Consider the following 21,950-nt stretch of genomic DNA (forward strand, 5'->3'; position numbering starts at 1 on the left):
CCCGGCTAGTTCAGTACAGTGAGGAAGGTAGGCGGCCAACTAGCCGGGCGTCAAGTAAGTTTCTTTGGCGCCCCCTGGGGCAGCCCTCTGACCAGTACCGACTACGCAGGAGAGCACCATGAGCACACAGGCGCGCAGGGGAAACACCCGCCAGCGCATCCAGAAGGTCGCTCTGGAGCTGTTCTCCGAGCAGGGCTACGACAAGACCTCACTGCGCGAGATCGCCGAAAAGCTGGAGGTCACGAAGGCGGCGCTGTACTACCACTTCAAGACCAAGGAAGACATCGTCATCAGCCTGTTCCAGGACCTGGACAGGCCCATCGACGAGCTGATCGCCTGGGCCGAGGAGCAGCCGCGCACCCTGGAGACCAAGCAGGAGCTGATCCGCCGCTACAGCGAGTCGCTGCGCTCGGGCGAGCCCCTTTTCCGGTTCATGCAGGAGAACCAGGCGGCGGTGCGTGATCTGAGCATCGGCGAGACGTTCAAATCGCGCATGCTGACCCTCTTCGGCCTCCTCAAGGAGCCCGAATCGGAGCTAACGGATCAGGTGCGCTGCATCACGGCGCTGTTCTCCATGCACGCGGGCATGTTCGCGATGCAGCACGTGGAGGGCGACCCCGAGGAGAAGCGCAAGGCCATCCTCGAGGTCGCCACAGAACTGGTCACGGCGGCAAACCCGCCGAACCGCCGGCCAGCCCGGCCGGACTCAGCTCAGACGGCATCGCCGTGAGCCCGCAGGAATCCGGTCGGCTCGATGCCCGTCCCGTAGTTGGGGCCGGTGCGGACCTCGAAGTGCAGGTGGGGACCGGTGGAGTTACCCGTGCTGCCGGACAGGCCGATCTGCTGGCCGGCGCCGACCTGCTGGCCGACCTGGACCTGTATCTGTGACAGGTGCGCGTACTGGGTGTACGTGCCGTTGTCGTGCTGGATCACGATGGCGTTGCCGTAGGCCGGGCCGTCGCCGCCACCCCAGGGGCCGGCCTTGACGACGGTGCCCTTGTGGACGGCCTTGACCGCGGTACCGGTCGGCACGACGAAGTCCTGACCACTGTGCTTGTGCGCCCAGTGGCTGCCGGCAATGCCGAAGGGCTCGCCCAGGGTGTAGTTGTCGACCGGCTTGACCCAGGCGTCGACCGCCTTGGCTGCGTCCTGCTTGGCCTTGACGGCGGCGGCCTTCGCGGCGGCCGCGGACTTCGCCTGCGCATCGGCCTGCGCGGTCACGGCCGAACCGACACCCGAGGTGAGGTTCTGCAGACCCGCGTCGGCGGCGGTCGCAATACCGGCACCCAGTGCGGCGGTCACACCGACACCGGCGGCGACAACGGCGACGCGATTGCGCACGGCGAACTTCTTCGAATTGCGGAGAGCAGCAAACTTGGACATGCGGGTTTTCCTCCAGTGAATTGATTGGTTACCCGGCTGCGGACCGGGATCGCCATTCCTTGGTAACCCGCCTTCGCCGCCCCGCCAAGGGGCCTTTCTACTAACCCGGCCCGTACCAGGAGCCGAGTGAACGAGGCCCTTGCGTGCCCTCCCGAGCTCCGCACGAAACCCCCAAATTTGGACATATTGCAGCGTCTGATGGGCCCGTCACTCACCCCTTGAACAGGCATTTTCGCCATATGTCGCACGGGTGGCGCACGCCCCGCCCCACCCACCCCTCTCGCCCCGCACCTCCCGGGACCTCCACCCTCACATCTCCGCCACACGCTTCCCCTAATTCTTTTAGTAGGCCTCAAATCGGCTGTGTGCCATGTCACCGATAATCAAGATCCAACCCCTTTCCTCGCCCCCGTCGGGCCCCTGATTCACCCCCTGGAACCTTTACGAACCGCACCACCCAGCCCTTTGTGACGCCGGCTACCAGGAATGTGTGACCCGGATTACCCGGCCTTTGTGACCCGGGTTACGCGGCATTGGTGACCCGAGTTACTCACGCCCGCCAAATGTCCGAATTGGAGGGAAATGGAGCGCCGATTTCCGTGACCGCCGCCACACCGCTCCCCCTCCGTGTGAACCTGGCCGATCCCCGCCCGCCGCCCCTCCGGCCGCTCTAGCCTGACCCGACGGCAGCACCGGCCACGGGGGAGGGCGGACCACGATGGACCCGTCAGCAGTGGGCATCCGACTCGCCTCCGGCGTGGTCGCCCCGCTCGTCAAGAAGCTCTTCGTCAAGGAGGGGCCCGGCGCCGGCCTGGTGGACGGGCCGGTACGGATATCCCGGCTGGTCACCTTCACCGGCGAGAAGCGGACCCTCACCGACCAGGACCTGCACAAACTCGCGAGCGAGCTGGTGGACCGGGCCGTACGCGCCGCCGGCCCCGGCGAGCGCCCGCTGCCCGCGGACGAGGAGCCGGCCGTGGCCGACGCCCTGGCCGCCACCCTGCGCGGCCTCGGCGCCCTAGACATGGACGACGTACAGGCCGTCCATCTGGGAGCCGACGGCCTCGCCGCACGCCTGAAGGCGGCCCGCCCCGGTGCCGTCCGCGGCCTGTCCCGGGACGCCGAGCTGCTGCACGGCACCCTGCTCGGCATCGCCTGCCTGCACATCGTGCACTTCTTCACCCAGCGGTCCGCCTTTGTGGCCCGCACCCTCGTCCAGCAGAGCCGGAACCTCGACAGCCTGATCACCGCCATGGACACCGTCCTCGCGCGCCACCCCTCCCCGCAGGCCGCCGACACCGCCTTCGAGCGCGGCTACCTCGCCTATCTGGCCCGCAAGCACGGCCGGCTGACCATCTACGGCATCGATCTCGCCCATTCCCCGGACCGCTGGCCCCTGGACGCGGCGTATCTGAGCCTGGCGGCGACCGGCCCGGCCGCCCCTGGCCCGGCCGCTGCCGGCCCCTTCAGCGACGAGGCCGGCCCGCAGTCCGGGCCGCCCGCCCCCGTTCCCGTCCCCGCCGACCAGGCCCTGGCCGGCCGTGACCGGGTGCTGCTGCGCGGCGTCGCCGGCTCCGGCAAGAGCACCCTCGTCCAGTGGCTCGCCGTCTCCTGCACCAAGCCCCCCGGCGAGACGACCCTCCCCCACCTCTACGGCCGGATTCCCTTCGTCCTCCCGCTGCGCACCCTCACCCGCGACGGGGCGCCCCTGCCCACCCCCGACCGCTTCCTCGCCGCCGTCGGCTGCCCCGTCTCCGGCTCGCAGCCCCGCGGCTGGGCCGACCGCGTACTGGCCGGCGGGCGGGCGCTCCTCCTGGTCGACGGCCTGGACGAGATCCCCGAGCGGGAACGCGAGCTGACCCGCCGCTGGCTGCGCGATCTGTCCGACGCCTTCCCGGACAACCTGTGGCTGGTCACCTCCCGCCCCTCCGCCGTACGCGACGACTGGCTCGCGGCCGACGGCTTCGGCGAGCTCACACTCTCCGCCATGAGCCGCACCGAGGTCGCCGCCTTCATCGGCCGCTGGCACGCCGCCGCCCGCTGTGACGCCGAGGACCCCGAACGCCTCGACGCCTACGAGCGGTCCCTCCTCGTCGCCGTCCACACCAAACAGGACCTCGCCCGGCTCGCCACCAACCCCCTCATGTGCGGCCTGATCTGCGCCCTGCACCGGGACCGCCGCGGCTATCTGCCCACCGGACGCAAGGAGCTCTACGACGCCGCCCTGGGCATGCTGCTCTCCCGCCGCGACCGCGAACGCGATATGGCCGCCCCCACGGGCATCGAGCTGAGCGACGAGCCGCAGATCCAGCTCCTCCAGCGGCTCGCGTACTGGCTCATCCGCAACGGCCGCAACGAACTCGCCCGCGAACGGGCCGAGCGCATCGTCGGCGAGGCCCTGCCGGCCGTGCCCTCGGCCGCGCAGCAGGGCGGCGCGACGGCCATTTTCCGCCATCTCCTGCTGCGCAGCGGCGTACTCCGCGAACCGGCCCCCGGCTCGGTCGACTTCGTCCACCGGACCTTCCAGGACTACCTCGGCGCCAAGGCCGCCGTGGAGGACGGGGATTTCGGGCTGCTGGTGGCGCATGCGGAGGACTCCCAGTGGGAGGACGTGATCCGGATGGCGGTGGCCCATGCGCGACCGCGCGAACGGTCCGAGATTCTGCGGGGGTTGCTCGCGCGCGGGGACGGCATCGGGGACGACGCCGCCCGCCTGCGTGTCCACCTCCTCGCCATGGCATGCCTGGAACACGCCACGGAGCTCGATCCTCGGGTGCGCGAGGAGGTGAATGAGCGGGCACGGGCGATCCTGCCGCCCCGGTCCCGTGAGGAGGCCACGCTCCTGGCCGGGGTGGGGCACCTCGTTCTGGAGCTGCTGCCGGGGCCGGAGGGCCTGGAGGACGACGAGGCGCAGGAGGTGATCGCCACCGCCGCGCTCATCGGATCGGACGCGGCGATGGAGGTGATCAGGCGGTTCCGCCATCACCCCGCTACGGGCGCCAGGTATCAACTAGCCCGTTCCTGGCACGCGTTCGACACCGAACGCTATAGGGAGGAGATCATCCGGCAGCTCGACCCCGCGACGTCCCTCCCGGTCGTCGATGCCGCCGAACTCCGTGCCCTGAAGGCCCTGGGGGGACGGCCGTGCATCGAGGTGGTCGGCCCGTTCACCTCTCGTGAACTCCTCGACTCTCTGCACCCCCGCCAGATCACCCACCTGACACTGACCGACAACGACGAGATCGGCAGCCTGGACTTCCTCACGGAGTTCCCCGCCCTGCGCTCACTGGCACTGGTGGACTGCCCCGGGGTCGGCAGCCTCGGGCCACTCGCCGGAATGCCGTTGACCGCGCTGGCGGTCACGGAACGGGACCGCGTCGGGATGCACTGTCCGGACGGACTGCACCTCCTGAAGCACCTCCGCCACCTGAATCTCCTCGTCCCCCTCCCGCCGGCGGGGCTGCGGGCGCTGCCGGCGGATGCCCCGCTGACCTCACTGATGCTCGGCCACCCGGTCGAGGCCGGGTTCTCCGCGCTGCGCCACTGGCAGCAGCTCAGCGCCCTGCAACTGCGGAGCCTCACCGGAGCCTTCACCGACGACGCCTGGGACACGCTGGCGCACCTGCCGGGCCTGGAGGATTTCTCGTTCGGCCTGGCGGCCGGGGAGACCGCCCTGCGGATCCCGGCGGGCCTCCGGCTGCCGCAGGTGACGACGCTGAGCGTCATCAACGTCGCACACGGCCCGCTCGCCGACCTGAGCCGTTCCGTGGCCGCCGCCCTCCCGGCGTTCCCCGCCCTCCGCAAACTCCAGCTCTACGGCCTCACCGGCGGCACCATCGCACTGCCGCCGCTGACCGGCCTGCCCGAGCTGCGCGAGGTCTTCCTCTCCTACCTGCGCCCCGAGCCCGCCCCCGACCTCCCGCCGCCCATCGAACTCACCCGCTTTCCCCGCCCGCGCGCATAGGCCGGCCGCCTTTCCGAAACTGGACACTCTGCGCATCGGCCGTCGCATTCCGCCGGTGCGGGGTGTTCCCGCGGGAATGCGCGTCGTGCAGAGGTATAGAGGTAAGGGGCGAGCGTCGGTGACGTTGTCCAGAAACGGCTGAAAATGACCTAGCAATTACGGAGCTGAATTTCCCCGCCACATACGGCGTCGCATACGGCACGGCATACGGCGTCACAAACGGCGCTGCCCCGGAACCGTAAGAAACGATTCCGGGGCAGTGCCGTATGCGGGATATCCGCGGTGCCGCTCAGGCGTCCTTGCTCAGGTTCGGGCCCGAACCGCCGGTCGCGGACTCGATCGGCGGGGCGTCGGGCAGGGCCGACTTCTCCTCGCCGCGGAAGGTGAACTTGGCGGTGTCACCCTCGCCCTCGACATCGACGACCACGATGTGGCCCGGACGCAGCTCGCTGAAGAGGATCTTCTCCGAGAGGGCGTCCTCGATCTCGCGCTGGATCGTGCGGCGCAGCGGACGGGCGCCGAGCACCGGGTCGTACCCGCGCTTGGCCAGCAGCGACTTGGCCTCGCCGCTGAGCTCGATGCCCATGTCGCGGTCCTTGAGCCGCTCGTCCACCTTGGCGATCATGAGGTCGACGATCTGGATGATGTCTTCCTCGGTCAGCTGGTGGAAGACGACGGTGTCGTCCACACGGTTGAGGAACTCGGGGCGGAAGTGCTGCTTGAGCTCTTCGTTGACCTTGTTCTTCATCCGCTCGTAGCTGGACTTGGTGTCGCCCTGGGCCGCGAAGCCGAGGTTGAAGCCCTTGGAGATGTCCCGGGTGCCGAGGTTGGTCGTCATGATGATGACCGTGTTCTTGAAGTCCACGACCCGGCCCTGGGAGTCGGTCAGCCGACCGTCCTCCAGGATCTGCAGCAGCGAGTTGAAGATGTCCGGGTGGGCCTTCTCGACCTCGTCGAAGAGCACGACGGAGAACGGCTTGCGGCGCACCTTCTCGGTGAGCTGGCCGCCCTCTTCGTAGCCGACGTAGCCGGGAGGCGAACCGAACAGCCGCGAGACCGTGTGCTTCTCGCTGAACTCCGACATGTCGAGGGAGATCAGCGCGTCCTCGTCGCCGAACAGGAACTCCGCCAGCGTCTTGGACAGCTCCGTCTTACCCACACCGGACGGACCGGCGAAGATGAACGAGCCACCGGGACGCTTGGGGTCCTTCAGGCCGGCACGGGTACGGCGGATGGCCTGGGAGAGCGCCTTGATGGCGTCCTTCTGGCCGATGACGCGCTTGTGCAGCTCGTCTTCCATCCGCAGCAGCCGGGAGGACTCCTCCTCGGTGAGCTTGAAGACCGGGATGCCGGTGGCCGTCGCCAGGACCTCGGCGATCAGCTCCTCGTCCACCTCGGCGACGACGTCCATGTCGCCGGCCTTCCACTCCTTCTCCCGCTTCGCCTTCGCGGCCAGGAGCTGCTTCTCCTTGTCGCGCAGGCCCGCGGCCATCTCGAAGTCCTGCGAGTCGATCGCGGACTCCTTCTCCCGGCGCACATCGGCGATCTTCTCGTCGAATTCGCGCAGGTCCGGCGGCGCGGTCATCCGGCGGATCCGCATCCGGGAGCCGGCCTCGTCGATCAGGTCGATCGCCTTGTCCGGCAGGAAGCGGTCGGAGATGTAGCGGTCGGCGAGGGTGGCCGCCGCGACCAGCGCGGAGTCCGTGATGGACACGCGGTGGTGCGCTTCGTAGCGGTCCCGCAGACCCTTCAGGATCTCGATGGTGTGGGGCAGCGACGGCTCCGCGACCTGGATCGGCTGGAAGCGGCGCTCCAGGGCCGCGTCCTTCTCCAGGTGCTTGCGGTACTCGTCGAGCGTGGTGGCACCGATGGTCTGCAGCTCGCCTCGCGCCAGCATGGGCTTGAGGATGCTCGCGGCGTCGATCGCGCCCTCGGCGGCGCCCGCACCCACCAGGGTGTGGAGCTCGTCGATGAACAGGATGATGTCGCCGCGGGTGCGGATCTCCTTGAGCACCTTCTTCAGACGCTCTTCGAAGTCACCGCGGTAGCGGGAGCCGGCGACCAGGGCACCGAGGTCGAGGGTGTAGAGGTGCTTGTCCTTGAGGGTCTCGGGCACCTCGCCCTTGACGATGGCCTGCGCCAGGCCCTCGACGACCGCCGTCTTGCCGACGCCGGGCTCGCCGATGAGGACCGGGTTGTTCTTGGTACGGCGGGACAGGACCTGCATGACCCGCTCGATTTCCTTCTCGCGCCCGATGACCGGGTCGAGCTTGGTCTCGCGAGCGGCCTGCGTCAGGTTGCGGCCGAACTGGTCCAGGACGAGGGAGGTCGAGGGAGTGCCCTCGGCGGGGCCGCCGGCCGTGGCGGCTTCCTTGCCCTGGTAGCCGGACAGCAGCTGGATGACCTGCTGCCGCACGCGGTTGAGATCGGCGCCCAGCTTCACCAGGACCTGGGCGGCGACGCCCTCGCCCTCGCGGATCAGGCCGAGCAGGATGTGCTCCGTACCGATGTAGTTGTGGCCGAGCTGGAGGGCCTCGCGGAGCGAGAGCTCCAGGACCTTCTTGGCACGGGGGGTGAAGGGGATGTGCCCGGACGGGGCCTGCTGGCCCTGCCCGATGATCTCCTCCACCTGCTGGCGGACCGCCTCGAGCGAAATCCCGAGGCTCTCCAGGGCCTTAGCGGCGACACCCTCACCCTCATGGATCAGGCCCAGGAGGATGTGCTCGGTGCCGATGTAGTTGTGGTTGAGCATCCGGGCTTCTTCCTGAGCCAGGACGACAACCCGCCGCGCACGGTCGGTGAACCTCTCGAACATCGTTAATCGCTCCTCAGAGCGGTCAGGCAGTTAGGGGTCGGTCCCCTCCCTGTCCTTCCGCATGCTAGTCCCGCGGGGCGGGACAGCTCATTCCAACTGCCGACACCCGTCCGGATCACCCCCGCTCCGGCGGGGAAATTTACTGCCGAACAGCTGACATCTGCTCCAACTCGATGGTGCGAGACGATGTTCCCGCAGGCCAGGCATATACGCCCACTGCCACTACGCCCGTGGCGAACGCGCCCTGTACCGACACGCCGTCCGCCGCCGGCCGTCAGCCGGGGAGAAGCGCCTCGGGCGCCGGTCACACCGTCTCTTCCCACTGAGACTGTCTTACCCGCCGGCACGGACACTCCATGCGGCGCGGGGCCCTTCCATCCGCTACGGGCGAACATCCGCACGCCACCGGATACTCCCTCACGCCCCTCACCTGAGCACGATGCGTATCCATAGTTCTACCCAGCGTAACTTCCCGGGTCTCCGGGAGTTGCACCGGGCATGGCTCGCGTGCTTCCGCGCCCCCGCACTCCCCTCGCCCCCCGCGCCTCGGTGCGCCGCCGGTACGAGGAGGAGCTGGGCTGGCCGACCACCGGCACGGAGCCGGTGGAACTGCTGACGGGGCTGCGCTTCGATGTCCTGGAGATGCCGGCCGATGCGGGAAGTGCCGTATTGCAGCGGCTGCCGCGCACCGGCCCGGTGGCGCTCCTCCGGGACCGATGCGGCGGGAAACAACCGGGTGATCGGCCGAAATTGCTCATGCTCATCGCGGCCGGTGGCGCGGAAGAACTTCCGGGAATCCTGGAATGGCTGGAGTGGGGCACACTCGCAGCGGATCTCACGACCCGGGGGACCGGCGACCGGATGCCCGCGCCGGCGTTCCCGGGCGGCACGGCACCGTCATACGGATTTGGCTCTTGGGAGGCCGCGAGTTGGGTGCGGCCTCCCCGGCCCGGGTACGAGGCGGAGAATTCCCTGCCCACCACGGGGTTGGGAGCAGGAATCGGGGACGTTGGGGGCGCCCCCGACCTCGTACGGCTCGTGAGCGCGGCAGCGACCGAGTGCCACCGTGCCCGGTTGTGGCGTGCTCGTAATGCCCAATCGGACCGCGAGTGCGGCGATCAGCCGTTGGCCTTCTCGAATGCCTCACGAATGTCGGCGGGGACGCGGCCACGGTCATTGACGTTGTAGCCGTTCTCCTTGGCCCAGGCGCGGATCTTCGCAGTGTCCTGGCTGCCACCGGAAGCCGCCGCACGCGACTTGCCACGGCCCGAAGAAGCGCGGCCACCGGTACGGCGCCCCGCCTTCACGAAGTCGGCAAGCGAGTCGCGCAGCTTCTGCGCGTTGCTGTCGGAGAGGTCGATCTCGTAGGACTTGCCGTCGAGAGCGAACGTCACCGTCTCGTCCGCCTCGCCACCGTTGAGGTCATCGACAAGAAGAACCTGAACCTTCTGTGCCACCGGTTTCCCTTTCATCGAATGCGGATTACGACGGAAAGCAAACCGCTTTTCCGGGAAAAACACAAACCCTTGGGTAGGGTTCACTTGCCCGCAGACCGGGGAACGCATGCTTCCGCAGCCATGAGATAGGGGAGCGATTCGGACATAGAACACTCATCACAGGTGCAGAAGCATCCGGCTGTTACCCAGGGTGTTGGGCTTCACTCGTTCGAGACCCAGGAACTCCGCAACGCCCTCGTCATAGGAACGCAGCAGCTCACTGTAGACATCACCGTCTACCGGAGCTTCGCCGATCTCCACGAAGCCGTGCTTGGTGAAGAAGTCGACTTCGAAGGTGAGACAGAAAATGCGCCGCACTCCGAGCCAGCTCGCAGTGCGCAGCAGCTTGTCCAGCACTTGGTGGCCGACGCCCGATCCCTTCGCCCTCGGATCCACGGCCAGGGTGCGGACCTCCGCGAGGTCTTCCCACATGACGTGGAGCGCTCCGCAGCCGACCACCTCGGCGTCTTCGTCGCGCTCCGCCACCCAGAACTCCTGGATGTCCTCGTAAAGCGTGACGGTGGCTTTGTCGAGCAGGATCCCGTCACGTGAGTAGGAGTCGATGAGGCGGCGTACGGCCGGTACATCGGCGGTCCTGGCACGGCGGACGGTGAGGCCTTTTGAATGCGGAGGCATGCCGGGACGCTATCGCCCGTTGCCGGTGGCACTCGCCCCGGGTTCATCCCCTTCGGCCGGTCCGGCTTCGCCGGTGCCTTCCGGTGCCGCGGGCGCTTCGCCTTGTTGTGCGGGGGCGGGCCGTGGTGCCTGTTGTTCCGTGCCGTCCGCCGGTTCGTCGACTTGCACCATCCGTACGGCATCCCGCAGGGCATGCCGCTGTTCCGGGGACATCATGCCGAAGAAGGCCACAAGAGCGGCCGCGGGGTTGTCACTGGCGGACCACGCTTCGTTCATCAGTGCGGCCGCGTAGGCGGCGCGAGTGGAGACCGCCTCATATCGATAGGCGCGGCCTTCGGCTTCGCGGCGCACCCAGCCCTTCTGATGGAGGTTGTCCAATACGGTCATGACCGTGGTGTAGGCGATCGACCGTTCCTTCTGCAGATCTTCCAGGACTTCTCGAACGGTGACCGGGCGGTTCCACTCCCAGACCCGCGTCATGACCGCGTCTTCCAGATCACCCAAGCGTCTCGGCACACAAGAACAATAGTGGGAGATGTCGCGAATGCCCGTTGATCTTGTTGCGTTTGGGCCGGAAAAGGAGGCACGGCCCGGGAGAATGCCTCCCGGGCCGTGCGGTGCGTGCGGGCCGCCGAACGGGCGGCGGGCGGCTCAGGCGCCGTGCGCCGTGGGCTCCTGGCCGGCGGACTCGGCGCGGGCCAGCACGGCGTCCGCGGCGGCGTCCTCCTTGGCCTTGTTCGCCCCGCCCTGGCTCTTGACGATCGTCACGATCAGGGCGGTGAAGGCCACGGCCATCACTACGGGCGGGAGCAGCGCTGCGACGTAATCCATGGCGTTCGGCCTCCTTTGGGGCGGGGAGTCCAGAGTACGCAGCCCTCAGGCGGTGCGGCTCTCGGGGGGCCGGGCGGGCCTGCGGCGGGGCGGGAACACCTCGCCCGGGGTGGGGATCGGCCGGTCCCGCCGCGGAGTCTCCGGCCGCGGCGACGGCGCGGGCTCCGGTTTGCGCTCCGGCTCGGGCTCCCGCTCGGGCTCCGGCTCCCGCCCGCCGCGCACTGCCGACCGGCCGCCCGGCAGTGCGCGGAGCCGGGTCCGCACGGACTGCTCGGCCAGCTGCTCGCAGTGCCGCAGGAGGACTCCGCGGCGTTCGCGCTCGGCCGGGCCGGCGGACCGTGTGGTCAGCGAGCGCAGGGCGGCGAGGTCGTCGGGACCGGGGACATGGCCGGCTGCCAGTGCCTCGGCCAGCTGCGCGAGGTAGCCGGCGGCCGAGCCGGGCAGGGCTTCGCGGTACCGGGCGAGGTCGGCGAGCAGGAAGGCACGCAGCCGGCCGCCTTCGCGGACCGCCTCGTCGACCGCCTCCGCCAGCCGGAGATATTCCTGGATGTCCTGTGACCACTCGGGGCCGAGGGCGCCGAGCGGAGCGGGGTGGGACGTCGTCTGCAGGGCATGGGCGAGGGCGCGACGGAGCACACGCAACTCATCGGCGCTGAACGCCATGCCGCCGCGGGTTCCGTTTGGCATTGGCATGTGGCGACTTTACGACCGTTTTCGACAAAAGCCGCTTAATTCGTGAACGGTGGCGCGGCAGCGAGCCGCACCACCGCGCACCCGGCACCGGGTACGGCCCCGCGGGCCGGGCAAGGCGCGTCCAGGACCGGGCCGGGCGCGACTCGCATCCGGGCCAGGCGCGGCTACGACCGGGCGATGTTCCGCTCGTAGACCAGCCGCAGGCCGATGAGGGTGAGCCACGGCTCGTGCGCGTCGATCACCGACGACTCACCGAGCACCATCGGCGCCAGCCCGCCGGTGGCGATCACGGTCACCTCGTCCGGATCCTCGGCCAGCTCGCGCGCCATCCGCTGCACCACACCGTCGACCTGGCCCGTGAAGCCGTAGAGGATGCCGGACTGCATGGCCTCCACGGTGTTCTTGCCGATGACGCTGCGCGGCCGGGCCAGTTCGATCTTGCGGAGCTGGGCGCCCTTGACGCCCAGCGCGTCCACGGAGATCTCGATGCCCGGAGCGATCACGCCGCCGACGTACTCGCCGCGCGCACTGACCGCGTCGAAGGTGGTGGCCGTGCCGAAGTCGACGACCACCGCCGGGCCGCCGTAGAGCTCGACGGCCGCCAGGGCGTTGATGATCCGGTCGGCGCCGACCTCCTTCGGGTTGTCCATCAGGATCGGCACGCCCGTCTTGACGCCCGGCTCCACCAGGACGGCGGGGACGTCGCCGTAGTAACGGCGGGTCACCTCGCGCAGCTCGTGCAGGACGGAGGGGACCGTGGAGCAGATGGAGATGCCCTCGATGCCGTCGCCCAGGTCGTCGCCGAGCAGCGGGTGCATGCCCATCAGGCCCTGGAGGAGGACGGCGAGCTCGTCGGCGGTGCGCCGGGCGTCGGTGGAGATCCGCCAGTGCTCGACGATCTCCTCGCCGTCGAAGAGGCCGAGCACGGTGTGGGTGTTGCCTACGTCGATGGTCAGGAGCATGCTCCGCACCGCCTCCGGTTCACGTCATGCAGGAAGGGCTCGCCCGGGGTGGCGGGCGGGGCGACGGGTGGGCGCGGGGCGCCCGCGTCGATGGTCGGGGGCATGGCCGTCAGCTGCCCTCACGCGCGTCGTCGTCCGCGTCCTCGGCACCCTGCCCGTCGTCCTCGCGCAGGTCGAGGCCGATGTCGAGGATCGGGGAGGAGTGCGTGAGCGCACCCACCGCGAGGTAGTCGACGCCGGTCTCGGCGTAGGTGCGGGCGTTGTCCAGGGTCAGCCGGCCCGACGACTCCAGCATGGCCCGCCCGGCGACCAGCTCCACGGCCTCCCGGGTCTGCTCCGGGGTGAAGTTGTCCAGGAGGATCAGATCGGCGCCCTCGGCGAGGATCGGCGGGAGCTGGTCGATCCGGTCGACCTCCACCTCGATCGGCACACCGGGGAACTCGGCCCGTACGGCCGTGAACGCCGCGGCGACGCCGCCCGCCGCGACCACGTGGTTGTCCTTGATCAGCGCCGCGTCCGAGAGCGACATCCGGTGGTTGACGCCGCCGCCGCAGCGCACCGCGAACTTCTCCAGGGCGCGCAGTCCCGGCGTCGTCTTACGGGTGTCGCGGACCTTCGTCCTGGTCCCGTCGAGCACATCGGCCCAGGCCCGGGTCGTGGTCGCGATGCCCGACAGGCGGCACAGGATGTTCAGCGCACTGCGCTCGGCGGTGAGCAGATCGCGGGTGCGGGTGGTGACGCTCAGCAGCGGGGTGCCGGCCGCGACCCGGTCGCCGTCCTCGACGTGCCGCTCGACCGCGAACTCGTCGGTGCACACGATGGACAGCACGGCCTCGGCGATCCGCAATCCGGCGACCGTACCGGCCTCACGGGCCGTGAAGTCGCCGGTGGCGACCGCGTCCTCGGGGACGGTGGCCACGGTCGTGACGTCCACGCCTTGGTCGAGGTCCTCCTCGACGGCGAGGTGCGCGATGTCCTCGACCTGGACGGGGTCGAGCCCGGCGGCCACCAGGAGGGCGGCCAGGTCGGGGTCGAGGCCGCAGGTCAGCGGGTCGAGCTCGTAATCGCCCTCGTCGCCGCCGCTGCAGCCGCAGGCGTCGCCGCAGCTGCCGGCCGAGGCGCCGCCGGTGGGCCCGCCGATCTGGAGGAGGGGGAGGTCGTCGCGGGTGCTGCTCACGGGCTGGGCTCCGTCTTCGTGGAAAGTCATCGGCGGGTCGGCGATCGGTGGATCGGCGGGATCGGCGGGATCGGTGGTCAGGAGGGCGTGGTCGGCGGGAAAGCGGCGGTTTCCGTCGTATGGAGGGTCAGCGCGCGGTCCGCGTCCAGGGTGATGCGGAAGTGCCGGCGCCAGGAGGCATCGTCCCGGTCCGGGTGGTCCTCGCGCCAATGGCAGCCGCGGGTCTCCGTACGGCGCTGTGCCGCGGCGACCAGCACCCGGGCGACACACAGGAGGTTGGTGGCCTCCCAGGCCTCCACGCCGGGCTCGGGGGACTTGGTGGTGCCGGCGCTCGCCTCCGTCGCCTCGCGGTGGAGACGGTCCAGTGCGGCGGCGGCGCGGGCGAGGCTCCCGGCGCTGCGCAGCACGCCGGCTCCGGCCGTCATGATCCGCTGCACGGCGGTCCGGGTCTCGGGGGCGAGGAGGGGGAGGGTGGTGCGCGGCGCGGATGCCGGGGCGGGATCCGTGGCGGGCGCCGGGCCGGGGTGCGTGACGGACGCCGGCGCGGGATCCGTGGCGCGCGCCTGGTCGGGATCCGTGGTGCATGCCTGGCCGGGATCCGTGGTGCACGCCGGCGCGGGGCCTTCGGCGATGTCGGCGGCGATGCGCTCCGCGAAGACCAGGCCCTCCAGGAGGGAGTTGGAGGCGAGCCGGTTGGCGCCGTGGACACCGGTGCAGGCGACCTCGCCACAGGCGTAGAGGCCGGGGACCGTGGTGCGCCCGCGCAGGTCGGTGCGTACGCCGCCGGAGGCGTAGTGCGCGGCCGGGGCGACCGGTATCGGCTCGGTGACCGGGTCGATGCCGTGGCTGCGGCAGGCGGCGAGGATGGTCGGGAAACGGGTCTCCCACATCTGCGCGCCGAAGTGCCGGCCGTCCAAATACATGTGCTCGACGCCCTGTTCGTGCGCCCGGCGCATGATCGCCTTGGCGACGATGTCGCGCGGCGCCAGCTCGGCGAGTTCATGTTGGCCGACCATGAAGCGGGTGCCGTCGGCGTCGACGAGGTGTGCGCCCTCGCCCCGGACGGCCTCGGAGATCAGCGGCTGCTGGCCTTCCGCGTCCGGGCCCAAATACAGGGGGGTGGGGTGGAATTGGACGAATTCCAGGTCGGAGACCTCCGCGCCGGCGCGCAGCGCCAGGGCCACCCCGTCGCCGGTGGAGACGGCCGGGTTGGTGGTCGCGGAGAAGACCTGTCCCATGCCCCCGGTGGCGAGCACCACCGCCGGGGCGCGTACGGCGCCGACGCCGTCGTGCTGGCCCTCCCCCATGACGTGCAGGGTGACGCCTGACGTATGGCCGTCGGCGTCCGTGAGCAGGTCGAGGACGAGGGCGTTCTCGATGGTCCGCAGCCCGGCGGCGCGGACCGCCTCGACGAGCGCGCGGGAGATCTCGGCACCGGTGGCGTCACCGCCAGCGTGCGCGATCCGACGGCGGTGGTGGCCGCCTTCGCGGGTGAGCGCTATCTCGTCGCTGTCCGGTGCGGTGTCGAAGCGGGCGCCGGTGCGGATCAGCCGGTGGACGGCGTCCGGGCCCTCGGTGACCAGGGTCCGTACGGCCGCCTCGTCGCACAGTCCGGCGCCTGCGACGAGGGTGTCGGCCAGATGCTGCTCCGGGGTGTCGCCGTCGCCCAGGGCCGCCGCGATACCGCCCTGCGCCCAGCGCGTGGAGCCGTCGTCCAGGCGGGCCTTGGTGACGACGACGGTGCGGCGGCCGGCCGCGGCGCAGCGGAGCGCGGCGGTCAGCCCCGCCACTCCCGAGCCCACGACCACGACATCCGCTTCGATGGACCAGCCGGGGGCGGGGGCCTTCAGGCGTATGCCGCTGCCTGGTGCGGGGCCGGGTCCGAGGCCGGGGCCGTTGCCTGCTCCGCTGCCGGTTCCGGGGCCTGTTCCGGTGCCTGTTTCGGTGCCTGTTCCGGTGGCGGTCATCGGGTCGCTCCGAGGGGGCCTTGGGGGGTGGTGGGGGGTGTGGCGGGTGTGGTGGAAGTGGCCGCGTCCGTAGTGCCGCCGCCTTGCCTGGTGGCGCCGCCGTGGTGGGCGGCCGTTGACTCCGGTCGTCCGGCTCCGAAGACGAGACGGATGTTGTCGATGAGCCGCGTGCTGCCGACCTTGGCGGCGACCGCGAGGATGGCCTCGCCCTCGTACGCATCCGGGATCTCGGTGAAATCGGACGGGTCGACCAGAGCCAGGTAGTCCAGCGTGAGCGGCGGGTCGAGCCGGGCGGCGTCCTCCAGCACCGCGCGGGCCGCGGCGCGCGCCACGGAGGGGCCGTGCAGGGGGCCGGCGGCGGCGTAGGCGACGGCGTGCGCGTCGGCGGCCGCCCGGTCCTCGCCGAGGGCGGCCAGGGCGGCGGAACGGTGCTGGGCCGCGTGGCCCACGGAGGCGGCGCGGGCGCGCAACGCCTCCTCGGCGGCGAGCCGGTCGCGGGCCGCGAACAGCGCCGCCGACAGCGCGAGCGCGGTGCTCCGCTCCGGGGCCGAGAGATAACGGTTGCGGCTGGAGAGGGCGAGGCCGTCCTCCTCGCGCACCGTGGGGACGCCGATGATCTCGACGGGAAAGTTGAGGTCGGCGGCCATCCGGGTGATGACCGCGAGCTGCTGGGCGTCCTTCTGGCCGTAGAAGGCGAGGTCCGGCGCGGTCAGGTGCAGCAGCTTGGCGACCACGGTCAGTACGCCGTCGAAGTGGCCGGGGCGGCTGGCGCCCTCCAGGAGGGTGCCCATGGGGCCCGCGGCGATCCGGATCTGCGGTTCTCCGCCGGGGTAGACCTCGTCGGCGGACGGGGCGAAGACCGCGTCCGCGCCGGCCGCTGTGGCCAGCTCGACATCCGCGTCGAGGGTGCGCGGGTAGCGGTCCAGGTCCTCCCCGGCGCCGAACTGCAGCGGGTTGACGAAGACCGTGACGACGACCTGGCCCCCCGGACCGACGCGGCGACGGGCGGCGCGGATCAAGGTGGCGTGGCCTTCGTGCAGTGCGCCCATGGTCATGACGACGGCGCGCGCGCCGTCGCGCCGGGGTACGTCGCGCAGGGCGGCGGCGGTGTGGACGAGGTGGACGGGGTGGCCTGCGGCGACGGGCGGGGCGGGGTGGCCGGCGTCGGCGGAGCGGGCCTGGCGTGCGTCCATGGACTGGTCCGGGTCCGGAATCTGCGGCGCGGCGGTCATCGGTCGCCTTCCTCGGGGCCGTGGTCGGGGGTGTCAGGGCCTTGGCCGGGAGCGTCGGGGCCGTCCCCGGAGTCGGCGAGCACATCGAGGAGGTCCGCGGCCAGTTCCGGCTTCAGCAGGCCGTGGTCCAGGGCCCGGTCCGCGGTCGTACGGGCCATGGCGACGTACCCGGCAACGCTCTGCGGCGCATGCCGGCGCAGCTCCGCGATATGGGCGGCGACCGTGCCGGCGTCCCCCCGGGCGACCGGGCCGGTCAGCGCCGCGTCACCGGAACGCAGCGCATTGTCCAGGGCGGCGCCGAGCAGGGGCCCCAGCATCCGGTCCGGGGCCTGCACACCCGCGTCGTGCAGCAGCTCCATCGACTGGGCCACGAGCGTGACCAGGTGGTTCGCGCCGATGGCGAGCGCCGCGTGGTAGAGCGGACGCGCCGATTCCGTGATCCACTCGGGCTCCCCGCCCATCTCGATGACCAGCGCCTCGGCGGCCATCCGCAGCTCGTCGGGCGAGGTCACCCCGAACGAGCAGCCGGCCAGCCGCTGGACGTCCACGGACGTGCCGGTGAACGTCATGGCCGGATGCAGGGCGAGGGGCAGGGCGCCGGCCCGGGTGGCCGGGTCCAGCACCGCGGTTCCGTACCGGCCCGAGGTGTGCACCAGCAGCTGGCCGGGCCGTACGGCGCCGGTCTCGGCGAGGCCGCTCACCAGGTCGGCCAGGGCGTCGTCGGGGACGGTCAGCAGCACGAGGTCGGCACGGGCCAGCACCTCGGCCGGGGTGACCAGCGGGACATCGGGCAGCAGCTCGGCGGCACGGCGTACGGAGGCGTCGGAGACGCCCGACACGGCGACCGGACGATGCCCTGCGAGCTGCAGCGAAGCGGCGAGGGCGGGCCCGACACGGCCCGCGCCGACGACTCCGACGGTCAGCCGGGCGGGGCGGTCCTGGGCCTCGGTGGGTGGCATTGCATTCACGCGGCGATGGCCTTCCGTTCCAGTCCGCGGGGGGTACCGGACGATTCCTCGCCATGCTACGCGAGTGTTTCCGGCGGCCTTCAGAGCTGTACGGAAGGTGAGACGGGGGTCTCTCACGAGGTTATCCACAGGGGTCGCGGCCTCGGGCGGGTCTGCGTGATGCTCGGTGCAGTGCCGCGCGGAGGAGCGGCAGGGACGTGGCAGAGGCATGGCAGAGGCATGGCCTCGGGCCGTGAGAGAAACAGCAGCCAGGGGGGCGTTGAAACACATGAGGCACATGAGGCACATGAGGCACATGAGGGAAGCGGGCGCGGGCGTCACGGGCGCAGACGTCACGAACGCGGGCATCACCGATGCAGGCGACACGAGCCCCGGCGTCACGGCCCCGGGCCTCACGAGCCCGGGCATCCCGGGCGGCGCTCCGGGGGAGGAGGGGACCGCGTCGGCCGAGCTCGCGCGCAGGCTGGCCGCTTTCCGCGGCGCGGAGCGGATGCTGACGGGGAACGCGTCCCTGGAGACGGTCCGCGAGCGGCTGGAGGGCCTGGTCGCCGAAGCACCGGCCGTCTACGACCTGGACAACCGACCCGATTTCTACGGCGACGACGACAGCATCGTCGGCGAGCTGGAGCGCCGGACCGCCGACACCCTGGGTACCGAGGCCGCCGCCTTCTTCCCGAGCGGCACGATGGCCCAGCAGGTGGCGCTGCGCTGCTGGGCGGGGCGTACGGGCAACGCCACGGTCGCCGGACATCCTCTGTCGCATCTGGAGATGCATGAGCGCGACGCCTATGCGGTGGTCAGCGGGCTGCGCATGGTGCATCCGACGGACGCACCGCGGCTGCCGACCGCCGCGGAGGTGTCCGGCCTGGCGGAGCCCTTCGGAGCCCTTGCGCTCGAACTCCCGCTCCGCGATGCCGGATTCGTACTGCCGTCGTGGGACGAGCTGACCGCGGTGGTGGCGGCGGCCCGGGAGCGGGATGCGGTGGTGCACTTCGACGGCGCGCGGCTGTGGGAATGCGGCCCGCACTTCGGCCGTACGCTCCCGGAGATCGCGGCCCTCGCGGACAGCGTGTATGTCTCCTTCTACAAAACGCTGGGCGGCATATCGGGCGCCGCGCTCGCGGGCAGCGAGGACTTCATCGAGGAGGCGCGGACCTGGCAGCACCGCTACGGCGGCCGGCAGTTCCAGCAGTGGCCGGCCGCGCTGGCCGCCCTGATCGGCCTGGACCGTGAGCTGCCGCGCCTGCCGGAGTACGTGGCCCAGGCAGAGATCGTGGCCCGCGCGCTGGGCGAGGGCTTGGCCGCGGCCGGTGTCCCGTGGTTCAGGGTGCACCCGGAGGTGCCGCACACCCATCAGTTCCAGGTGTGGCTGCCACACCCGCCCGCGCTGCTAGACGAGGCCGTCGTACGCCAGGCGGAGAAGGCCGGGACGGCGCTGTTCCAGAGGTGGTTCGAGCCCGCCCCGGGCGGTCCGCCCGGGGTGGCGCTGACCGAGGTGACCGTCGCCGCCTCCGCCCTGGGCTGGACGGCGGACGAGGTGCGGGCGGCCGTCAGGGAGTTCGTGGAGTTCGTGGGCCGGGTCGGGGGGTGAGGCGGCGCAGCCAGGCCGTGAGGCCCGACCGCCCGCCCCGCCGGACCCGTCCCCGAAGACGGCTGCCGGGGTCCGTGACGACGGCCTGGAAGCGGCGCCATTGCCGGATCTCACGCGCGGTGCGGACGGTGTGGGTGCCCGGGGCGGGTGGGGCTGCTTCGCCCCGCCGGGCGGCCCGGTAGGTGTCGAGGAGGTGCTGCTGAGCGGCGTTCATATGCCTCACTGTGGGGCGGTTCCGTGGCCGGTGGCCCGTCGATTGACGGGAGCCGTCAATCGACGTCCGTGCAGGTGGTGGCTTCGCGCATGATGGGCGCATGGCCAACGTCATCGACATCACCGGGCTGCCGCCGGAGCGCGTCGTCTTCTGCCCCTCGCCGTTGGCGGAGCTGGGCGCCGCGCTGCATGCGCTCTCCGAGCCGGGCCACCACCCCGGGCTGCACGGCTGGGTCACCGCCACCAACGCGGCGCTGAAGACCGACCTGGCCGACCGGCTGTGCGAGGCGGACTTCCTGTGGCGGTCCTCCCGTGCCGACATCCTGCTGCCGGCCCGTCCCGGGGCGACGCTGGCCGCGGAGCTGGACGAGCTGGACACGATCGACGACGAGCGGTTCGTGGCCTCCGCGTTCGAGATCACCTGTTCGGCGAGCTACACCTCCCCCACGCCCTCGCCCCTCGTCGATGCGGGTGAGCGGGCGCGGGTACGGGAGATGGCCGCCGCACGCGGTCCGCGGCAGGCGGCCTTCACCGACCGGATGCTCACCGACCCCGACGGCCTGCGGGTATGGCTGCGCCGCCTGTTCGAGGACTGCGAGGAGGCGTTCTTCGGCGACATCTGGCGACGGGTGGGCATCCAGCTGGCGGCGGATGCCCGGCACAAGACCGAACTGCTGCGCCACAAGGGCCTGGCCGAGACGCTGTCCGCGACGTCGAAGGCGCTGTCCCTGGAGAGTGCGCGGGACGGCAGCGGCGGTACCCGCATCCTGGTCGACAAGCTGGCCCGGGGGCGTACGACGGCCTTCTCCAGGCCCGAGGATCCGGGCGTCACCTTCCTGCCGACGTCGTTCGGCTGGCCGCATCTGCTGTTCGGCCACGCCCCGGGCTGGCGCCCCGTGCTCCAGTACCCGGTCGCCGACCGGGAGTTGCCGGCGCCGGCCGCACTGGAACTCGTCCAGCAGCGGCTGGAGGCGCTGGGCCACCCGATGCGGATGCAGCTGTGCCGGACGCTGTCACGGGGGCCGCATACGACGGGAGAGCTGGCGCACGCTTTCGGGATCACCTCGCCGGAGGTCTCGCGGCATATCGCCACGCTGAAGAAGGCCGGGCTGATCCAGACGCGGCGTCGCGGGCGCTATGTGCTGCACCAGCTGGACCTCCAGGTGGTGGCCCGGCTGGGCAGCGACTTCCTTGAAGGCGTGCTGCGTTGACGGCGGTCCGGCCGGAGGAGGGCAGAGCGCGCTGAAGCTCCCGCGCCGCGCGCTCCTGCTACGCCCCCGCTCCCCCTGCCCGCACCAGCCCCGTCTCGTACGCGAGTACCACCGCCTGGACCCGGTCCCGCAGGCCCAACTTGGCGAGGATGCGGCCCACATGGGTTTTGACCGTGGCCTCCGAGAGCACCAGCCGTGCCGCGATCTCGCCGTTGGACAGGCCCTGCGCGACCAGCAGCAGCACCTCCCGCTCACGCTCCGTCAGCCGCTCCAGCTCGGGCCGGGCCGGCTCGGCGGAGGTGGCGGGCAGCATGGGGGTGAAGCGGTCGAGGAGCCGGCGGGTGGTGGACGGGGCGACGACCGCATCGCCGCTCTGCACCGCCCGGATCGCGGCGAGCAGGTCACCGGGCGGGACGTCCTTGAGCATGAAGCCGCTGGCCCCGGCCTTCAGCGCGGAGAAGGCGTATTCATCGAGGTCGAAGGTGGTCAGGATGAGGACCTTCGGCGCGTCCGCCTTCTGCCCGCCCTCGCAGATCCGGCGGGTGGCCTCCACGCCGTCCAGATGCGGCATCCGTACGTCCATGAGGATCACGTCGACGTGGGTGGCGCGCAGCACCTCCAGGGCTTCCACACCGTTCCCCGCCTCCGCGACGACCTCCATGTCGGGCTGTGCGGCCAGCACCATCCGGAAACCGGTGCGCAGCAGCACCTGGTCGTCGACGAGCATCACACGGATGGTCATGGGCAGGGGGTCCTTTCGTGCAGGAGTGGGGGCCGAGCGTACGGGGTGAAGTGCGGCGGGCCGGATTCC

The 21,950-nt window shown here is 71.0% G+C and carries 18 protein-coding genes; 5 read left to right on the forward strand and 13 right to left on the reverse strand.

What is annotated here, in order from left to right:
* Positions 1–118: 118 nt before the first annotated feature.
* A complete protein-coding gene (locus tag OHS81_RS15460; protein ID WP_328385350.1) occupies positions 119–730 on the forward strand; it encodes a TetR/AcrR family transcriptional regulator in 612 nt (203 codons plus the stop codon).
* Here the strand turns inward: OHS81_RS15460 and OHS81_RS15465 are convergent.
* Positions 712–1,383 (reverse strand): M23 family metallopeptidase, encoded by a 672-nt coding sequence (locus OHS81_RS15465; protein ID WP_328385351.1) that lies wholly within the window; start codon positions 1,381–1,383, stop codon positions 712–714. The two genes, OHS81_RS15460 and OHS81_RS15465, sit on opposite strands and share 19 nt — an antisense overlap.
* A 718-nt stretch (positions 1,384–2,101) precedes the next feature.
* Here OHS81_RS15465 and OHS81_RS15470 point away from each other — a divergent pair.
* A complete protein-coding gene (locus tag OHS81_RS15470; RefSeq protein WP_328385352.1) occupies positions 2,102–5,347 on the forward strand; it encodes an NACHT domain-containing protein in 3,246 nt (1,081 codons plus the stop codon).
* A 289-nt stretch (positions 5,348–5,636) separates the two neighbouring features.
* On the opposite strand, the gene OHS81_RS15475 is transcribed toward OHS81_RS15470, so the two are convergent.
* Positions 5,637–8,162 carry an ATP-dependent Clp protease ATP-binding subunit gene (locus OHS81_RS15475; protein WP_086720454.1) on the reverse strand — a complete coding sequence of 842 codons (2,526 nt, stop codon included), beginning with the start codon at positions 8,160–8,162 and terminating at the stop codon, positions 5,637–5,639.
* 498 nt (positions 8,163–8,660) lie between these two features.
* Here OHS81_RS15475 and OHS81_RS15480 point away from each other — a divergent pair, with 498 nt between their 5' ends.
* Complete coding sequence (locus tag OHS81_RS15480) at positions 8,661–9,350, forward strand: SCO3374 family protein (protein WP_328385353.1); 690 nt, start codon at positions 8,661–8,663, stop codon at positions 9,348–9,350.
* Here OHS81_RS15480 and OHS81_RS15485 read toward each other — a convergent pair.
* The 10 genes from OHS81_RS15485 to OHS81_RS15530 form a co-directional block, all read right to left on the reverse strand.
* Positions 9,281–9,619 (reverse strand): histone-like nucleoid-structuring protein Lsr2, encoded by a 339-nt coding sequence (locus OHS81_RS15485; protein ID WP_328391183.1) that lies wholly within the window; start codon positions 9,617–9,619, stop codon positions 9,281–9,283. The genes OHS81_RS15480 and OHS81_RS15485 overlap by 70 nt on opposite strands.
* A gap of 156 nt (positions 9,620–9,775) precedes the next feature.
* Positions 9,776–10,294 carry an amino-acid N-acetyltransferase gene (locus OHS81_RS15490; protein ID WP_328385354.1) on the reverse strand — a complete coding sequence of 173 codons (519 nt, stop codon included), beginning with the start codon at positions 10,292–10,294 and terminating at the stop codon, positions 9,776–9,778.
* 9 nt (positions 10,295–10,303) lie between these two features.
* Positions 10,304–10,774 (reverse strand): BlaI/MecI/CopY family transcriptional regulator, encoded by a 471-nt coding sequence (locus OHS81_RS15495; RefSeq protein WP_443058854.1) that lies wholly within the window; start codon positions 10,772–10,774, stop codon positions 10,304–10,306.
* A gap of 171 nt (positions 10,775–10,945) precedes the next feature.
* Entirely contained in the window at positions 10,946–11,125 is a 180-nt protein-coding gene (locus OHS81_RS15500) for a hypothetical protein (protein WP_129294912.1), read from the reverse strand.
* Between the two features lie 45 nt (positions 11,126–11,170).
* Positions 11,171–11,788: a hypothetical protein gene (locus OHS81_RS15505; protein ID WP_328391185.1), complete on the reverse strand. Its 618-nt coding sequence runs from the start codon at positions 11,786–11,788 to the stop codon at positions 11,171–11,173.
* Positions 11,789–11,982: 194 nt separating this feature from the next.
* The gene (locus OHS81_RS15510) at positions 11,983–12,780 is read right to left on the reverse strand and encodes a type III pantothenate kinase (RefSeq protein ID WP_030081646.1); all 798 of its coding nucleotides are present in this window, start codon (positions 12,778–12,780) and stop codon (positions 11,983–11,985) included.
* 109 nt (positions 12,781–12,889) lie between these two features.
* Positions 12,890–13,987 carry a carboxylating nicotinate-nucleotide diphosphorylase gene (nadC, locus tag OHS81_RS15515; RefSeq protein ID WP_443058709.1) on the reverse strand — a complete coding sequence of 366 codons (1,098 nt, stop codon included), beginning with the start codon at positions 13,985–13,987 and terminating at the stop codon, positions 12,890–12,892.
* Between the two features lie 47 nt (positions 13,988–14,034).
* Positions 14,035–15,924 (reverse strand): L-aspartate oxidase, encoded by a 1,890-nt coding sequence (locus tag OHS81_RS15520; protein ID WP_328385357.1) that lies wholly within the window; start codon positions 15,922–15,924, stop codon positions 14,035–14,037.
* Positions 15,921–17,156, reverse strand: coding sequence for a pantoate--beta-alanine ligase (gene panC, locus OHS81_RS15525; protein WP_328385358.1), 1,236 nt, complete (start codon positions 17,154–17,156; stop codon positions 15,921–15,923). Before panC ends, OHS81_RS15520 begins: the two co-directional genes overlap by 4 nt.
* Entirely contained in the window at positions 17,153–18,115 is a 963-nt protein-coding gene (locus OHS81_RS15530) for a Rossmann-like and DUF2520 domain-containing protein (protein WP_328385359.1), read from the reverse strand. Before OHS81_RS15530 ends, panC begins: the two co-directional genes overlap by 4 nt.
* 295 nt (positions 18,116–18,410) lie before the next feature.
* On the opposite strand from OHS81_RS15530, the gene OHS81_RS15535 reads away from it, so the two are divergent.
* Together OHS81_RS15535 and OHS81_RS15540 are read left to right on the forward strand one after the other, a co-directional pair.
* Positions 18,411–19,715 (forward strand): threonine aldolase family protein, encoded by a 1,305-nt coding sequence (locus tag OHS81_RS15535; protein WP_443058710.1) that lies wholly within the window; start codon positions 18,411–18,413, stop codon positions 19,713–19,715.
* A gap of 314 nt (positions 19,716–20,029) precedes the next feature.
* Positions 20,030–21,139, forward strand: coding sequence for a DUF5937 family protein (locus OHS81_RS15540; protein WP_328385360.1), 1,110 nt, complete (start codon positions 20,030–20,032; stop codon positions 21,137–21,139).
* A 58-nt stretch (positions 21,140–21,197) separates the two neighbouring features.
* Here OHS81_RS15540 and OHS81_RS15545 read toward each other — a convergent pair whose 3' ends face one another.
* Positions 21,198–21,881 (reverse strand): response regulator transcription factor, encoded by a 684-nt coding sequence (locus OHS81_RS15545; RefSeq protein WP_328385361.1) that lies wholly within the window; start codon positions 21,879–21,881, stop codon positions 21,198–21,200.
* Positions 21,882–21,950 lie beyond the last annotated feature (69 nt).

Origin of the sequence: Streptomyces sp. NBC_00400 (assembly GCF_036048035.1) — a bacterium.
Taxonomy (GTDB): Bacteria; Actinomycetota; Actinomycetes; order Streptomycetales; family Streptomycetaceae; genus Streptomyces.

Bases quoted from the DNA above. Each gene is read 5' to 3' on its own strand.
- OHS81_RS15480 (WP_328385353.1), top strand. From the start codon at position 8,661: ATGGCTCGCGTGCTTCCGCGCCCCCGCACTCCCCTCGCCCCCCGCGCC.
- OHS81_RS15500 (WP_129294912.1), bottom strand. From the start codon at position 11,125: ATGGATTACGTCGCAGCGCTGCTCCCGCCCGTAGTGATGGCCGTGGCC.
- nadC (WP_443058709.1), bottom strand. From the start codon at position 13,987: ATGACTTTCCACGAAGACGGAGCCCAGCCCGTGAGCAGCACCCGCGAC.
- OHS81_RS15505 (WP_328391185.1), bottom strand. From the start codon at position 11,788: ATGGCGTTCAGCGCCGATGAGTTGCGTGTGCTCCGTCGCGCCCTCGCC.
- OHS81_RS15520 (WP_328385357.1), bottom strand. From the start codon at position 15,924: ATGACCGCCACCGGAACAGGCACCGAAACAGGCACCGGAACAGGCCCC.
- OHS81_RS15540 (WP_328385360.1), top strand. From the start codon at position 20,030: ATGGCCAACGTCATCGACATCACCGGGCTGCCGCCGGAGCGCGTCGTC.
- panC (WP_328385358.1), bottom strand. From the start codon at position 17,156: ATGACCGCCGCGCCGCAGATTCCGGACCCGGACCAGTCCATGGACGCA.
- OHS81_RS15545 (WP_328385361.1), bottom strand. From the start codon at position 21,881: ATGACCATCCGTGTGATGCTCGTCGACGACCAGGTGCTGCTGCGCACC.
- OHS81_RS15465 (WP_328385351.1), bottom strand. From the start codon at position 1,383: ATGTCCAAGTTTGCTGCTCTCCGCAATTCGAAGAAGTTCGCCGTGCGC.
- OHS81_RS15475 (WP_086720454.1), bottom strand. From the start codon at position 8,162: ATGTTCGAGAGGTTCACCGACCGTGCGCGGCGGGTTGTCGTCCTGGCT.
- OHS81_RS15530 (WP_328385359.1), bottom strand. From the start codon at position 18,115: ATGCCACCCACCGAGGCCCAGGACCGCCCCGCCCGGCTGACCGTCGGA.
- OHS81_RS15490 (WP_328385354.1), bottom strand. From the start codon at position 10,294: ATGCCTCCGCATTCAAAAGGCCTCACCGTCCGCCGTGCCAGGACCGCC.
- OHS81_RS15470 (WP_328385352.1), top strand. From the start codon at position 2,102: ATGGACCCGTCAGCAGTGGGCATCCGACTCGCCTCCGGCGTGGTCGCC.
- OHS81_RS15510 (WP_030081646.1), bottom strand. From the start codon at position 12,780: ATGCTCCTGACCATCGACGTAGGCAACACCCACACCGTGCTCGGCCTC.
- OHS81_RS15535 (WP_443058710.1), top strand. From the start codon at position 18,411: ATGAGGCACATGAGGGAAGCGGGCGCGGGCGTCACGGGCGCAGACGTC.
- OHS81_RS15460 (WP_328385350.1), top strand. From the start codon at position 119: ATGAGCACACAGGCGCGCAGGGGAAACACCCGCCAGCGCATCCAGAAG.
- OHS81_RS15495 (WP_443058854.1), bottom strand. From the start codon at position 10,774: ATGACGCGGGTCTGGGAGTGGAACCGCCCGGTCACCGTTCGAGAAGTC.